Below are 16,366 nucleotides of genomic sequence, written 5' to 3' on the forward strand. Positions count from 1 at the left end.
TTCTTCCAAAATTCAATTATTGATAATTGCACTAGTGTTTCTTCAGAAGTCTATCAAGCGGTTAACCACAAATGTATAGTTGAGAATTAGGTATGAATAAAAAAGCCCGTGTGCTACTCATTATTTTATGCTTACCACTATTTATTGCCGCTGAAGAAATTAAAAGCATTCAAGTTAATGGTGTACAAGGAAAACTACTTGATAATATTAAAACCAGATTAACTGAACTTGCACAAAATAAATCATTAGGTGAAGAATCAGAACAAGAGCTAAAATCTCAAGTTGAAAAAGCTATGGCTCCTTATGGTTTTTTTAAACCAATCATTCGTATTTCTTATCGCTCTAACAAAATGATCTTTAATATTAATCCTGGGCCTAGATTAGCAATTACTAACTTAGCGGTAAGCGTGATTGGCGAAGGTCGTGATAATTACCGAATTAGGCAAGCGTTAAAAGAATTACCTATTCAGAAGGGTAAACCTTTTAATAGCGCAAATTACGAGAAAGCAAAACAAAATTTAATGGCTGCTGCTGAATCTGAAGGTTATTTACATGCTTCTTTTGAAAAATCAGAAGTTTTAATTGATAGACAACATTATACCGCTAGTATTAATCTTATTTTTAATACCGGGCCACAGTATTATTTTGGTCAGGTACGTTTTGATCCAACCTATATTTCACCTGATTTATTGTATCGTTTTATTCCTTTTAAACCTGGCCAACCTTATTCGGCTGACAAGCTTTTAGAATTTAATAATTATTTAAGTGGGAGCGGCTATTTTAGAGCGGTCTCTGTACAACCTTTACAAAAAGAAGAGTCACAAGTTATCCCTATTGATGTTCACTTACAACGCGCTTCAAGAATTAACTACTCTCTAGGCTTAGGTTTCGGAACAGATACCGGTATTCGGGGTAAAGCTGGTGTTTATATTGTACCTCTTAATCGCGCGGGACATAAATTTAATGCTGTTGCGTTAGGATCATTTAATGAAAATAGAGTACAAGCTCAATATATTATTCCCGGTACAAACCCTATTACCGATCAATATGAAGCCGTAGGTAGTTTTTCCAATTTAAATTATAATGCTGGCTATGGTAATTCTTTATTGCTTACTTTGGCGCAGCGCCATAATTTACCTAGTTATCAGCGTTTACTCTCTTTAAATGGTCTTTATGAACGCTTTAATTATAATGATCCATTACGACGTGACGAGATTTCTACATTTTTTCCTAAAGCCTCGTTTACCTGGCTTAATAGATCTAATCAGTTATTCTCACCAAACGGCTATAAAGTCTCATTAACTGGTTTAGGTGCAAGTAAAGCTTTACTTTCAGAAATCAATTTTGCTCAAGCAGTTCTTGATGCGAGAGTAGCCTATACTTTAGAGCCCATAAAAACTCGCCTCTTTTTCCATACTATTCAGGGAATTACTGCTATTAACAATGTTGATAAGTTACCTCTATCATTGGCTTTTCTACTAGGCGGCTCCGATAATTTAAAAGGCTATAATTATAATGCTCTAGGCCCTGGTAAAACTTTAACCTATGGTGGACTTGAACTGCAAAAAGAAACAGTAGAAAACTGGTATGCCGTTGGCTTTTATGATGTAGGTAACGTTTATAATAAGTTTAATTCTCGAGATTTAAAACAAGATATTGGTGTTGGCTTGATGTGGGTATCGCCAGTTGGACCAATTAAAATTGGTGTAGCGCAAGCAATCGAGTCGGATTTTAAACGAGCTAAGGGTAAAACGCCTAAGTTAGTCATTAATATAGGACCTGATTTATAATGCGTGTCATCTATAAAGCACTTAAAATTTTCTTTTATAGTTTACTAATTACACTTACTACGTTAGTAAGTATTGTTATCTTTTTATTAGGAACTACACCTGGTTTATGGACTTCCATAAAACTTATAGAATATTTTACACCAGGGCAATTAACTATTAATTCCGTTCATGGCCGTCTTTTTAACCATATCATATTTAATGAAGTTACTTATAAAAATCAAGATTTAGTACTCAACATTCACGGTATCGATTTAAACTTTACTTTAACTGATCTACTTCATCGTCAATTAACTATTAATAAATTGCAAGTCGCTGATGTTACGCTGATTACAAACTCCTCTACTCAATCAGAAAAGGCTACAGCAGCCAATGAATTTAGCATGCCGCAATTTAGTGTGCCACAATTACCACTGAAAATTGTCATTCATAATGCAACTATTGCAGAAGTAAAAATTAAACAAGATGGCTCTCTAAATGAAATAAAAGATATTTACCTACAAGCTAACTTAACTAACCAACAATGGCAACTTACGCATCTTACCTTAGCAGCTAAAGGACATAAGCTACAAAGCAATGCTGTTATAGGTGCAAAAATGCCTTTCCCACTTACCGTTTCAGCTCAGATACAACCTGAACATTTAACAGAATTGGGCTTAAATGGCGAAATTCAATTAAAGGGTAATTTCCTTCATTATTCTTTAATGGGGCAATTAACTAATCCAACACCTTTGACAGTTCAAGGCGATATTATTAATGGTTCTGAACTTAAGTTAGTTGGAAATTGGGAAAATCTAAGTTGGCCTATTGATAAAGATTATCAGTTGCTAAGTAAACAAGGTCAACTACGAGTAGATGGTATATTACCTAATTTAACCATATCACTTAAAGGAGACATTGATAAACCACTTTCTTCTACGCTACAAGTACAAGGAACTACCCATGCTACAGGTGGCGAAATAAATGCAGGACTTTCAGCTCAGGAAGGCAAAGTTGATTTAAATTTATCTTATGATACTGATCACTTCCCCCACTTGAAAGGAAATTTAAAAGCAGAGCTTACCGATAAGGCTGAAAAATTGGCTTTACCTATTAAGCAAATAAAAACTGAAAGTTCTTTCTCAGGCGAGTCACTACCCACACTTTCTTTGTATAGCCAGTTTAGCGGCCGCTATAATGAAAGTCCAATTACCATGACGCTTAACTATAACAAACAGAAGTTAAATGCTTTAGTTGATTTAGGGCCTAATCATTTACAAATAGATGGTGCTTTACCATTTCCTTGGCGCTTACAAGCCTCTATACCGCAACCAGCAGTATTACACTCTTCTTTAGCTGGTCTTAACACCTCAATTACGGCGCAAGCAACTCTTGCAGGAGAACAAAGCGGTAATCTTCAACTTAATATAAGCAAGGGAGAGTTTAAATCCCCGGATTTATCCGAACTTAAATTTGCTGGCGGTAATATCATTGCAACTCTTAATAAAAAACAATTGCAAGCAAGCGGTAATTTAAGTCTTGATGAGGCTAAAAAATTATTTTTAGATCTTAATCTACCTCATTTTAATTATTTTAAAGGTAACTTAAAAGAACAGGATGTTAATGCTAATTTAAAACTTATAGTTAATTCATTAGCTTTTTTAAATAATTTAAGTCCTGAAATTAATAACTTACAGGGTCAATTAGAAGCTAATCTAAAAATTGCAGGTACAATTGGCAAGCCTAGTGTAGATGGTGAGGTACAATTAGCTAAAGCAAGTATTGCAATGCCTAGCCTAGGAATTAATCTCAACCCTATTCAATTAACTTTATCGAGTAGTAACAAAAAGTGGCAAGCACAAGGTGAAGTTTATTCACAAAACGTTCCTTTATCTATTAAAGGTAATGGGGAATTTGCGCCGCTTATTAAAGGCATGTTAACCCTTCAAGGAGAACAAGTTCCTTTAATTCAAAGTAAAGAGTATCTAATTAATGTTTCACCTAATATAGCACTGGAATTTACACCTACGGAATTAAAATTACGAGGACAGGTTCTTGTTCCAAAAGCAACTATTAAACCACAAACTTTTTCAAGTTCGGTGAGCTTAACTGATGATGTTGTATTTGTAGATAAAAAACAATCAACTAATCCTTTCAACCTTGATACTGATGTTCGGATTGACATGGGCGATAACGTTATGCTTTCTGTAAAAGGCTTACAGGGCCATTTAACAGGGGGTATTAATCTACGTCAGTTTCCTAAAGGGCCTTTAACGGCAACAGGTGAACTAGATGTAAAAGATGGTAAATATCAAGCTTATGGGCAAGATTTGACAATTGAAAAGGGACAGCTTTTATTTGGTGGTTTAATTGATAATCCGGTTATTTCGGTGCGAGCGGTAAGGAAATTTAACAATACAAATTCAAACACGTTAGCTGGTTCAAATCGTTTATTTGATTTTAAATCATCTAATGTTCAAACTCTGGATTTTGGTAAGCAAACAACCGTAGGTATTGAAGTCAATGGTCGTTTAAGTAGCCCCAAAGTAGAATTATTCTCGGTTCCCTCTACTATATCTCAAGCTGACATTTTATCTTTGTTACTTACTGGTAGACCTGCTAATCAGGCTGACAAATCAGGAGCTCAATTAATATTAGCAGCTGTATCTGCACTTAATCTTGACTCTGGCAGTGGTGGTACGCAATTACTTTCGCAGCTTAAACGAGGTTTAGGTGTAGATTTTAATATAGAAAATAATATTCAATATGACCAAAAAACAAATCAAAGCACCGATAGTACTTCCTTAGTTATCGGTAAATCTTTATCAAAGAGACTTTATTTAAGTTATAACGTAGGCTTAGCAAAAGCAGATACCAATGTTTTGACTTTAAAATACCTACTTAATAAATTTTTTAGTGTCCAAGTTAATGCTAGCTCAGCAGGTAGTGGCATTGACTTACTCTATACTCATCAGAAGGAATAAGTTGTATGAATTATACATTACCATTACGCTTGAAAAGGTTACGCGCTACCTCCTCTGTTCGGGCTTTAGTTCAAGAAACTCGCCTACATCCACAACAATTCATAGCACCTATTTTTATTGATGAAACAACTGATGTTAAGCAAGAAATTACTACTATGCCAGGTCAGTTTCGTTTACCACTTTCTTCGCTCCCACAAGAAATTGAAGAGATTTCTAAACTCAATATACCTGCTGTTTTATTATTTGGTATTCCTAAGCATAAAGATCCCACAGGTAGTGCATCAATACAATCTACGGGCATTATTCAACGTGCAATTCAAAATATTAAAGAGACTAATCCTAATCTAGTCGTTATTACTGATGTTTGCTTTTGTGAATATACGAGCCATGGTCATTGTGGCGCCTTAGCAGGAGAATTAATTGATAATGATGCGACCTTAGCCTTGTTGGCTGAACAAGCTGTTAGTCATGCACAAGCTGGTGCCGATTGGGTTGCTCCTAGCAGTATGACAGACGGCATGGTTGGCGCAATCCGCCAGGCCTTAGATAAATCAGGTTTTCAACAGACAGCCATTCTAAGCTATGCGGTTAAATATTGTTCTTGCTTTTATGGACCTTTTGGTAAAGCCGCCGACGGTGCTCCTCAATTTGGTGATCGGAAAACTTATCAGATGGATCCTGCTAACAGTAATGAAGCAATAAGGGAGGCAGCCTTAGATCTTAAAGAAGGCGCTGACATGCTTATGGTTAAGCCCGCTATGAATTATCTAGATATTATTTATAAGGTTAAAAATCATTTTCCTGAAGTGCCTTTAGGTGCCTATCAGGTCAGTGGTGAATATGCCATGTTAAAATATGCAGCCCAACAAGGTTTAATTGATGAGAAAAGAGCTATAACTGAAAGTCTACTGGCCATTAAACGTGCTGGGGCTGATTTAATTATTTCTTATTTTGCTAAAGACATAGCTCGTTTGCTAAAAGAAGAAGCTTAAATATGCTTTGCAGTTGATTTAATTGATATGCTTTTATAACTAGATAGTTATCTTAAATCTTGATAGAGGTTGAGAGATTAATCTAAAAAAAGTGGGCTTTACAAAGCCCACTTTCAACTAACAATTTAATCGAGTTATTTAGTCATTACTGGCGGTGGAACACTATCAACTGTCCATACAGCTTGCAGGGCAACGATATCAGCACGACCTGTTGCTTTAGCATTAACAGTATAAGTACTTCCAGAACCTACAACATCTGTTCTATTGATTGGAGCTTTACCAGCACTAAATAAATGATAATAGCCAAGATCGAAACCTAAGTTTGGATTATATTGATAATGAGTTCCTGCTGCTAGTGCCCAACGATCATTATCAGCTATACGTATATCCCGAAATTCATCGACTGTAGGTGTTTGATCATATCCGCCACCAACACGAATAAGCCATTGAGGGTTAACGCGATAATTAGCACCTATTGATGCACGCCAAGTACTTCGATAATCTGTGACAGATTCTGAAAATAACCTTGCTTGGCCTATTGAAGGTGCAAAACCAGCCACTTTAAATAGCTGAATACTACGTAATGTATGCCAATTTGTATAAACTACTGAGCCCAATAGCGCTAAATTTTCATTAATATCATGATAACCACTTAAAGTAATAATATCTGGAAGTTTAACGTCATTACTAGAAAGGTTATTACTCCAGAATACCGCATTTCTACCATTTAAGTTTGCTCTAAGTGCCGTTACTGGCGTCACATTAGTGAAGCCTGGAGTTGCTAAAGGACCTGTTAAACGACTCCAACCATGAAACTTATGATTTACCTGGGATTGATAGTTTAAACCAAGTCGGGAATGACCATCATTAAACATGAACATTAAGCCAGCATGAAAACCGACTCCAAATGAATCCCCTTTATTATAAGAATAGGAATCAAGTGTAAATGGGTTTAAACCTGGTACAGGTAGTTGGCCAAAAGCTGGTGAACCAAGTACACGATTAAATTTTACTCTTGCATACTCTAAATCAATTCCAAGCCCTAAAGCTAGATTCTCAGACACTCGACCACCAATTTCAGGAGCAACATTGGTAGTGATCACTTCACTAGAAGTTGCTTCATAACGGACAGGGCCTTTTCTATCCCAATCTGTTGCTAAGCCAAAAGGAGCATTAATTGTTAAACCAGCAGTTACATTTGGCCCTAAAGGCAGTGCATAGTGAAGAAATGGAACAAAACCATCATCCGCTCCGTCTAAATCTTTAAACGATTGCGAGTACGTTCTTAAAGCTGGAATAGGAATTGAGGAAGTAAAAAATGTACTTGTTCCAGTAATCTTAGAAGATGGAAAAACGCCTGATCCTCCGAATACAACCTGTTGATCATGAATTAACGATAACCCAGCTGGATTATACCAACCAGTTGCTGCATCAGCAGCTTCGGCAGCAATACCTGCACCAAAATTTCCAACTGCCACAGCACTTGACTCTGTGTAGAGAGAAAAACTTCCAGCATAGGCATTACTCATTAATATTGTAGCGATTGTAGCACTCAAGATTGTTCTAATAGGTCTTTGCATGCTCGACACACCTAACTCCTTAAATTATAAAATGCAACCTAAATCCGCAGAGCAAAACATAATAAATTAATTAAAAGCATTTTCAAATGGTTCTATTAAAAAAAAACCAATTAAATCAATTAATTATACATAATAAAATCAAAGTGGGCTCCAATGATTCAAAATGGTTTTTTTATAATAAGCAACTTTCTTATAAATAGCTTACTTAACTAGCTTGTAAGACGTAGAAGTACATGATAATGTGGTTTTTCTTTGTGCGGACAATTTTATGCAACAAATCGTAACTAAATTTGGCGGTACTAGTGTCTCTTCTCTCCAAACTTGGGAAAATATTGCGCAAATTACGAAACAGCATATTAAAAATGGGGTGCAACCCATTATTGTCTGCTCAGCTATGGCACAAATTTCTAATAAGCTCGAGAAAGCAACAGAAGCAGCTATCGTCGATCAGCATACGGCGATTGAAAAAGATATTATAGAAAGTTACTTTTCTCTTGCCAAATCACTTGATGTTTCAACTGACTTAATTAGTATTGAAGTTAAGCAATTAAATCATTGGTTAACTGGTATTGCGCTACTTAAAGAAGCACCTGCTAAAACACGTGCTCAAATTTTAAGTTTAGGTGAGTTGATGATGACTCGCCTTGGACATGCTTTTCTTCAAAAAAATGGTATTACTTGTTTATGGTTTGATGTTCGCGAAGCACTTGTTTCAACTCCTATCCCCGATAATGAAAAGCTAAATTTTTTAGCCGCTCGTTGTGCTTGCGAACCAAATTCACAATTGCAACATAGATTACTTAACTCAGGTACTCAGGCAATTATTACTCAGGGTTTCTTTGCAGCTAATCCTCAAGGGGATACTGTTTTATTGGGACGCGGCGGTTCCGATACTTCTGCAGGCTTACTAGCTGCTATCGTTGGTGCTAAGAGCTGTGAAATCTGGACAGACGTTCCAGGTATTTATACTGCTAATCCGCACCAATTTCCTCATGCTCGTTTACTTAAGCAACTTAACTATGATGAAGCACAAGAAATTGCTTCTATGGGCGCTAAGGTCTTACATCCTAACTGTTTACCTCCAGTACGCAAAGCTAATATACCAATGGTTGTAAAATATACTTGTATGCCTGAACATTCTGGTACCCATATTACTAAAGATAGCGATGAGTTAGCACCACCAATAAAATCCATTCAAATTAAACATAGTATTATTTTAATTTCTATTGACACATTAAATATGTGGCAACAAGTTGGTTTTTTAGCTGATGTTTTTGCTGCATTCAAACGTCACAATTTTTCAGTAGATTTATTATCTTCATCAGAATTTAATGTGACATTATCATTAGATAGTAATGCTAAATTACATGAAAGACGTCATCTTGATGCACTTATTACGGATTTAAATCAATTTGGCAGAGCAAAAATTATTGAACCCTGTAGTGCTATTAGTTTAGTTGGACATCATATTCGCACTATACTTCCGCAATTAGGCCCTACTTTAGAAGTTTTCGAAGCAAAGCAAATTTATTTAATGTCGTTAGCATCAAATGATTTAAATTTAACCTTTGTAGTTGATGAATCTCATGCCGAAAAATTATGTCAAAAACTACATAATCTACTCATAGAAAGTAATCCACAAAGTTTTTATTACTCTAAAAGTTGGCATGAAGAATTTGGAAACCCAGGACAACGCGCTATTCCATGGTGGGAAAGTAAACGCGATAAATTACTTGATTTAGCTTATACACATTCTCCTTGTTATGTTTATGATCAGGAAACACTTACACGCCGTGCCGATGATTTATTAAAATTAAAAGCCATCGACGGACTTTTCTATTCTATTAAAGCAAATTCTAATAGCGAGGTATTAAAAACTTTTTATGATAAAGGCTTAGGGTTTGAATGTGTTTCAATGAATGAATTAGAAAAAATATTAAAATTATTTCCTAATATTGATCCAAAGCGTATTTTTTTCACACCTAATTTTGCAGCAAGGCAAGAATATGAGTTTGCTCTATCTACTGATTGTTTCCTAACGATTGATAGTTTATATCCTTTAGAAAATTGGCCTGAATTATTTAAAAATAAAGCCATCTTTTTAAGAGTCGATCCTGGTAGTGGTGCAGGCCACCATAAATTTGTCTGCACCGCTGGCAATGAATCAAAATTTGGAATACCGCAAAGTGATTTAAATTTAGCAAGTAAGCTTCTTGCTAAACATAAAGTTTCTGTAGTAGGACTGCATGCACATTCTGGAAGTGGCATATTAACAACTGAACTCTGGCAAAATACAGCACAGATGTTAACTATGTTGTTGTCGTTATTTCCTGAAGTTAAAATTGTAAATTTAGGTGGTGGCTTAGGCGTTGTTGAAAAACCAGGACAAATCCCACTTGATCTAGATGCGCTTGATGCTGCTTTACTGGCTGTTAAAACTCGCTTTAATCACTTATCATTTTGGCTTGAGCCAGGCCGATATTTTGTTTCAGACAGTGGTGTTATTCTTGCTAAAGTCACTCAGTGTAAAGAAAAAGGTAAAGTACGCTTTATTGGTATTGAAACTGGTATGAATTCGCTAATACGTCCAGCCCTATATGGTGCATATCATGAAATAGTTAATTTAACTCGATTAAATGAAGAAAAAACTGATTTCGCGCATGTGGTTGGCCCCATTTGTGAATCCTCAGATACCTTAGGTTATGATCGCCTCTTCCCGAAAACTTATGAAAATGACATTATTTTAATTGCTAATACTGGAGCGTACGGCTATTGCATGAGCTCAAATTACAATTTAAGACCTCCGGCACAAGAAATAGTCATTGATTAATATGCTTAAGGATAGTAAACAACGCGAAAAAGCAACTGATCCTAGGTATTCGTTTATCGTTCAAGCACCAGCAGGATCAGGTAAAACAGAACTATTAACCCAGCGCTATTTAAGGTTATTAAGTACTGTTACCTCTCCTGAGCAAATTGTAGCTTTAACTTTCACACGCAAAGCAGCAAGTGAGATGCGTGAGCGAATTATAAAGGCGTTACAACATGCTGCTGAAGGTATTGAAGCGACCTCTTCTCACCAACAATTAACCCAGCTTTATGCCTATGAAGCACTTAAACATAGTCAAAAATACGACTGGCAACTTCTTAAGCAGCCAGGTTGTTTAAAAATTATGACTATTGACGCGCTGTGCCAAACCATTAGTCAAACTATTTTTTTAAACGAAGAACAAATTCCCTACGCTAAAGTAAGTGATGATCCACAAAATCTTTATCAGCAAGCGATAAAAGAATGGCTAAGCGATGTATTGAGTAGGGAAGTTTTACATCAACCATTAAAAACATTGCTTCATCACCTTGATAATCGCCAAGAAAAATTAATTCAATTATTAAGTGATTTACTCAAAACGCGTGAGCAATGGTTACCTGCGATTTATGTGGCTCATGAACAAACTAAGGAAAAATTTGAGCAAGCTCTTTCTATAATTGAAAAACATGTATTAGAACGCTTTATTACTAATATCCCTGTGACAGAGTACGAAGAGTTACGTAAGGTATGCTTAGAATTTGCATCACTTAATTTAGAATCAAATCTAAATATAGAACCTTTGTGCAATTGGACACCTACAGCGCCATTTAATAGAGCAATAGCAACCAGCTTAGCCTCAGTATTATTAACTAAAGATAATAAATTACGTAAAAATTTTGATCATCATATTGGTTTAAAACGAGATTGTTGTGAAAAAGAAGTGTATGAAGATTTAAAAGCAAGAAGTAAATCTATTTTATATAAACTTTCTGCCATACCTCATTTTATAAAATCGCTCGTTCGCATAAAAAATTTACCCCCACCTTATTACAATGATGAACAATGGGAAGTTCTTCAATCACTTTTAGCACTTTTGCCTTTATTAGCTGCGCATTTACAATTAACTTTTTGTACTAAAAATCAAGTAGATTTTACAGCTATTTCGCAGCAAGCACTACTGGCTCTTGGAGATGACTTATATCCAACTGATTTGGCTTTATACTTAGATCACACCATTTGCCACATTCTTATTGACGAATTTCAAGATACTTCTTTACAGCAGTTTCAGTTACTTAAGCAGTTAGTTCAAGGGTGGAGCCCTGAGGATAGTAAGACCTTATTTATAGTAGGTGATCCCATGCAGTCGATTTATCGATTCAGGCAAGCTGAAGTAGGTCTGTTTATTAAAGCAAAACAGGAAGGGTTAGGTCATGTTAAACTTATTCCACTTGAACTTTGTTCTAATTTCCGCTCAACGCCGATGATTGTTGATTGGGTTAATGAGCGTTTTAACAGTATTTTCCCTAGACAAGAAGATGTGGAAACTGGAGCTATTTCTTTTCATGCCTCTACTGCTGTATTAAAACCTACACCAGATAGCTGGATTTTGGCCCAACAGTTTCATGACAAATTGCAAGAAGCAGAAGCTATTGTTGAGCTAGTTGCGCAGGAATTAGTTAAATATCCACATGATACTATTGCTATTTTAGTACGCTCACGCACGCACCTAGCAGAAATTATTCCACTATTGCGGCGAAAAAATATTCCTTTTCAAGGCGTGGAAGTAGAAAAATTATCGAGTCTCGCCCATTTAGTTGATATCTGGTCGCTGACTAAAGCATTACTAATGCCTGCTAATCGCCTCGCTTGGCTAGCAGTTTTAAGAAGTCCGTGGTGCGGACTTGGTTTAAAAGATTTATATTATCTGGCTAATTTCAATAAACATCGCTCTATCTATTATGCGCTTGCTCATCTTGATAAATTACCACAATTAAGTGAAGAAGGTTTAATTCGAGCCCGCTATTTTTATACAGTGATGAATGAAGCCTTACATAATCGTCAGCAAAAACCATTAATTGAGTCCTTACTTGAAATTATAAAACAGCTACATGGTGATTTATTACTAAGTGACACACAACAATTAGATATTGAGCAATTTTGGACTCTATTAACTCGGTTTACTAGAGATGGCCAAATTTATGATATTAAACAACTTGAAGTAGAGTTTAAGCGACTCTACTCGCAAAGAGCTGCTTCTTCACGTTTACAAATCATGACCATTCATAAATCAAAAGGTCTAGAATTTGATTCTGTTATTTTACCAGGCTTAGGTAATAAATCACAGCAGCAAGACCGACCTCTTATTCGTTGGTTAAAACTGCCTAGACGAACTAATGAAGATTTACTGCTTATGTCACCTATTCGTGCAGCACAACAAGAAGAATGTCTTTTATATAATTATCTAGCTGATATTGATGCTGAAAAAGATAATTATGAACAACAACGATTACTTTACGTAGCAGTAACACGAGCAAAAAAACGTCTTTATCTGTTTGATAATCAGCAAAAAAATACTAACAATACTTTACGTGAATTTTTAATTAAGCAGCCATTTATGACTGTAGATTGGCAAACCCAGACACCTCTACAATCAACTTTACCGATATTAAAACGTCTACCTGTAGAACGTTACAAACAATTACCTAATAAAATAAAGCCATTAACAAAATCAAAAGTGAAAATTGCGCTAGACTCACAAGTTAAACATATCGATACAGTTATTCATGCGCTGCTTTATTGGGTTTTTAATAATCATGCCAAAAAGATTGATGAGCTTCCGTGGGGCCTGGCCCATAATCAATTAAAAATATTAGGTTTTAGTCATGCTGAACAACTACAAATTATTGACGCTATAAAAAAACAGATTAAAACAATGCTAGCTAGCGAATTAGGCCAATGGCTTTGTCAACCGCATACCGATTCGCGTAATCCATATGAACTACTTATATATGAAGATAATCATGTCAAAACAAAACTAATTGATCGCACTTTTTATGATAAAGGTGCTTTTTGGTTAATTAACTTTAAAACAACAGCAAGTAAAGAGCAGCAACGGCTAGATAAAGAGGAATTAAATAAGTGTGCACAATCCTTAAAAGAGCTTATTAAAATACCACTACATTTAGGAATTTATTATCTCCAAGACCAATTATGGCTAAATTGGCAAGTAGAGAATAAAGCGGAAGTAAGTATTCCTAGTTTACTTTAAAGTGTCTATTATTCTTAATTCTAGGCGACTCCAACTTGAGTAAAACTAATATCTAATAATTAATCTAGTCTTTGATAGTTGTATTTAGATATTCTTGAATTAACTTATCAATTGTCTCTTTTCTTGTAGTCCAATTTTTAATAATACCTTGATTTAACAGCTGACAATTATCACCAAACCAAGGTCCTAATTGTACTAAGAGTAGAGGAACAGTTGTTTTTAAGCAGTTATTAAACTCTCTGCGTATTTCTTTTTTACATAAATCACCTTGTTTATAGCAAGTATCAATCAGGTTATTAGCTAATAAATCCCAATTGGCTGGAGGCTCTACACCTAAAAATTCTTTATTCATAACTTTAGGTAAGCTATTTTTTATTAACCATTTAGCCTGCAAAGGTGACAGTGTTTTTTGACATATTTTTTGTTCAAAATCATTTTTTAAATCTTGTCCAATAAGCGTAGTCTGTTTTAAATCAGGACAATTTGCTTTTTCAGGCGCTGCAAAGGTAGGTAAAGAAAAAAAACAAAAAGTTAAAATTATTTTTGCTAATTTCATATTTCATCCTTTAAATACATTCTAATTAGGTTAAAACCTTATCTTCATCAAATTTCTCATACAAATAGTGACTAAAACTAATAACATAGAATAAATCTAGGACAAACTTAACTACTTGTCGACAAATTTTGCAAATTATTTATAACCTTGCAAGTACAAGCCTAATTTAAGCACAGCATTATTACCCTTGCGCAGGCAGAAATCTAAATATATTGCAAGGATTAAAATAGATTTCCGCCTGCGCGGAAATGACAACATTTTAGTTGGTACTCCTAGCTACTTTCATGCTAAATGTGCCAACAAAATTACACTCCTTTGAAGAGGAAATGGCTAGACTCACTCCTAGTGCAAGTATAAAAGATATTTCAGTAAGCCGTGGATCCTGCGGACAAGCGGCAGGAAGTAGATTTTTGGGGAAAAACACTTTCATTTTTCAACCATATTTAATCATCCAGTTTACGATTCATCCCTACTGTGTGCAGGCCTAGTCCCTTATACTAAACCTGGCGAGCAAGTTACAAGACGTAGATTTAGGGAAAAAAGCTCTTTCATTTACAATCACCGGCTCAAATCCCGAAACTTGTTAGCTGGATCCAGTCTTTCAGCTGCAAACGTTTAATTAATTTACAATTACTTTAATTCGGTTATCATACTCTAAAAAGAATTATCCTATTACTATTATGACTATCTCTTCTTACTCTAATGAAATTTTACAGTTACTAAACGATGAATTACTCGATTTAACGGCAGAAGAGATGGGGCTTAAATCTAGTGAAGAAAAAGAAGGAAACCATCTTACTGTCTATTTGCAAGCAGGCTTTCCCAGTAATTTTTTACAACAAAAGTACTTACCTGAACTTAAAGCAAAGCTAGAACATACTTATCCTTCTTTACAAGTAGATGTGCACTTAGATTTTTTTATTAAAGCACATCGTACTCAGCTAGTTGGCAAAGGCTTACGAGGTGTTAAAAATACAATTGCTATTGCTTCAGGTAAGGGCGGAGTTGGAAAATCTACCGTTACTGTTAACTTAGCAACAGCATTAGCACGTGCAGGTGCGCGAGTTGGAATTTTAGATGCAGATATTTATGGACCTAGTATTCCTTTAATGCTTGGCCAACATAAGCCTGTCGAAATCAGTGGCGAACATTATTTACCCGTAAAAGTCCATGGTATTTATGCCATGTCAATTGGCTACCTTATGCCAAGTGATGAGCAAGCCTTAATCTGGCGTGGACCTATGCTTGCTAAATCTTTAATTCAAATGCTTGATCTAACGCTCTGGGATGAATTAGATTATTTATTTATTGATTTACCACCCGGTACAGGCGATATACAGCTCAGTTTAGTGCAGAAAATCCCTTTAACGGGCGCTGTTGTCGTTACGACACCACAACCAGTAGCAACGCTAGATGCACAAAAAGCAATTCAAATGTTTGCAAAGACAAATATTGATGTATTAGGTATTGTAGAAAATATGTCTTATCATACTTGCAGCCAATGTGGCCATCAAGACCATTTATTTGGTACTGGCGGTGGGCCAAAATTAGCCTCTGATTTTAACCTTCCTTTGTTAGGTCAACTACCTTTAGCTCCTGAAATTCGTAGTCATTGTGACCTAGGACAACCTACCGCTACTCAAGCTAATGATGAATTAGCAAATATTTTTGCTAAAACGGCCTTAAATTTAGCCATTAATATAGCAAAAAAACCTCTAAATTATGCTGATCGTTTCCCACCTATTGTCGTGGAGTAATAAGAAGTTGTTAATCTATTTGTTCATTTATAATTAGAAGCTATCAACTAACTCTTAAAGAAATAAAGGACCTAGATTTATTTTTAACTTCATAGGCTACTTATTAAATTTACAATAGCTCAGAGGCGAAGTTAATCTATTAAATATAATAGCGCTAACTTGAAAATTCTGTCATTTCCGCGTAGGCGGAAATCCATCCAAATACTGGCACTGTACTACCTAGAAATAGATTCCCGCCTGCGCGGGAATGACAGGGTTATTTTTTTAAATAGTGCTCACTTAAAACATTGTCATTTCCGCGTAGGCGGAAATTTATCCCAATACTGGCATTGTACCTACCTAAAATAGATTCCCGCCTGCGCGGGAATGACAGGGTTATTTTTTTAAATAGTGCTCACTTAAAACATTGTCATTTTTGTGTAGGCGGAAATCTATCCTAATACTGGCACTGTACCTACCTAGAAATAGATTCCCGCCTGCGCGGGAATGACAGAATAGAAATTTATTTAATATTTATACTCTTAAGAACCCTGTCATTTCCGCGTAGGCGGAAATCCATCCCAATACTGGCACTGTACCTACCTAAAATAGATTCCCGCCTGCGCGGGAATGACAGAGTTATTTTTCTAAATAGTGCTCACTTAAAACATTGTC

General features: G+C 35.6%; 8 protein-coding genes. 6 read left to right on the forward strand and 2 right to left on the reverse strand.

The features are described 5' to 3' along the window. Positions 1 to 92: 92 nt before the first annotated feature. Genes ACNVED_RS10780 through hemB form a run of 3 tightly spaced genes read left to right on the forward strand, consistent with a single transcriptional unit; the run spans position 93 to position 5,742 of the window. On the forward strand, positions 93 to 1,790 hold the full coding sequence (locus tag ACNVED_RS10780) for an autotransporter assembly complex protein TamA (RefSeq protein ID WP_419419026.1): 1,698 nt from the start codon (positions 93 to 95) through the stop codon (positions 1,788 to 1,790). Next, the gene (locus ACNVED_RS10785) at positions 1,790 to 4,750 is read left to right on the forward strand and encodes a translocation/assembly module TamB domain-containing protein (RefSeq protein WP_419419027.1); all 2,961 of its coding nucleotides are present in this window, start codon (positions 1,790 to 1,792) and stop codon (positions 4,748 to 4,750) included. Before ACNVED_RS10780 ends, ACNVED_RS10785 begins: the two co-directional genes overlap by 1 nt. A 5-nt stretch (positions 4,751 to 4,755) precedes the next feature. Beyond that, positions 4,756 to 5,742 carry a porphobilinogen synthase gene (hemB, locus tag ACNVED_RS10790; protein WP_419419028.1) on the forward strand — a complete coding sequence of 329 codons (987 nt, stop codon included), beginning with the start codon at positions 4,756 to 4,758 and terminating at the stop codon, positions 5,740 to 5,742. A gap of 134 nt (positions 5,743 to 5,876) precedes the next feature. Here hemB and ACNVED_RS10795 read toward each other — a convergent pair whose 3' ends face one another. Continuing rightward, a complete protein-coding gene (locus tag ACNVED_RS10795; RefSeq protein WP_419421176.1) occupies positions 5,877 to 7,322 on the reverse strand; it encodes an OmpP1/FadL family transporter in 1,446 nt (481 codons plus the stop codon). Positions 7,323 to 7,590: 268 nt separating this feature from the next. Here ACNVED_RS10795 and ACNVED_RS10800 point away from each other — a divergent pair, with 268 nt between their 5' ends. Continuing rightward, positions 7,591 to 10,152, forward strand: a complete 2,562-nt coding sequence (locus tag ACNVED_RS10800) for a bifunctional aspartate kinase/diaminopimelate decarboxylase (RefSeq protein ID WP_419419029.1) — start codon at positions 7,591 to 7,593, stop codon at positions 10,150 to 10,152. Between the two features lies 1 nt (position 10,153). After that, positions 10,154 to 13,399: a UvrD-helicase domain-containing protein gene (locus ACNVED_RS10805; protein ID WP_419419030.1), complete on the forward strand. Its 3,246-nt coding sequence runs from the start codon at positions 10,154 to 10,156 to the stop codon at positions 13,397 to 13,399. A 64-nt stretch (positions 13,400 to 13,463) separates the two neighbouring features. Here ACNVED_RS10805 and ACNVED_RS10810 read toward each other — a convergent pair whose 3' ends face one another. Then, positions 13,464 to 13,955, reverse strand: coding sequence for a hypothetical protein (locus tag ACNVED_RS10810; RefSeq protein WP_419419031.1), 492 nt, complete (start codon positions 13,953 to 13,955; stop codon positions 13,464 to 13,466). Between the two features lie 680 nt (positions 13,956 to 14,635). Between ACNVED_RS10810 and apbC the strand changes: the two genes are divergently transcribed. Beyond that, a complete protein-coding gene (gene apbC / locus ACNVED_RS10815) occupies positions 14,636 to 15,712 on the forward strand; it encodes an iron-sulfur cluster carrier protein ApbC (protein ID WP_419419032.1) in 1,077 nt (358 codons plus the stop codon). Positions 15,713 to 16,366: the final 654 nt, after the last annotated feature.

Source organism: Legionella sp. D16C41, assembly GCF_048541585.1.
Lineage (GTDB): Bacteria > Pseudomonadota > Gammaproteobacteria > Legionellales > Legionellaceae > Legionella_C.

Coding starts and splice junctions, on each gene's coding strand:
- ACNVED_RS10785 (WP_419419027.1), top strand. CDS start 1,790: ATGCGTGTCATCTATAAAGCACTTAAAATTTTCTTTTATAGTTTACTA.
- ACNVED_RS10795 (WP_419421176.1), bottom strand. CDS start 7,322: ATGCAAAGACCTATTAGAACAATCTTGAGTGCTACAATCGCTACAATA.
- apbC (WP_419419032.1), top strand. CDS start 14,636: ATGACTATCTCTTCTTACTCTAATGAAATTTTACAGTTACTAAACGAT.
- hemB (WP_419419028.1), top strand. CDS start 4,756: ATGAATTATACATTACCATTACGCTTGAAAAGGTTACGCGCTACCTCC.
- ACNVED_RS10805 (WP_419419030.1), top strand. CDS start 10,154: ATGCTTAAGGATAGTAAACAACGCGAAAAAGCAACTGATCCTAGGTAT.
- ACNVED_RS10780 (WP_419419026.1), top strand. CDS start 93: ATGAATAAAAAAGCCCGTGTGCTACTCATTATTTTATGCTTACCACTA.
- ACNVED_RS10800 (WP_419419029.1), top strand. CDS start 7,591: ATGCAACAAATCGTAACTAAATTTGGCGGTACTAGTGTCTCTTCTCTC.
- ACNVED_RS10810 (WP_419419031.1), bottom strand. CDS start 13,955: ATGAAATTAGCAAAAATAATTTTAACTTTTTGTTTTTTTTCTTTACCT.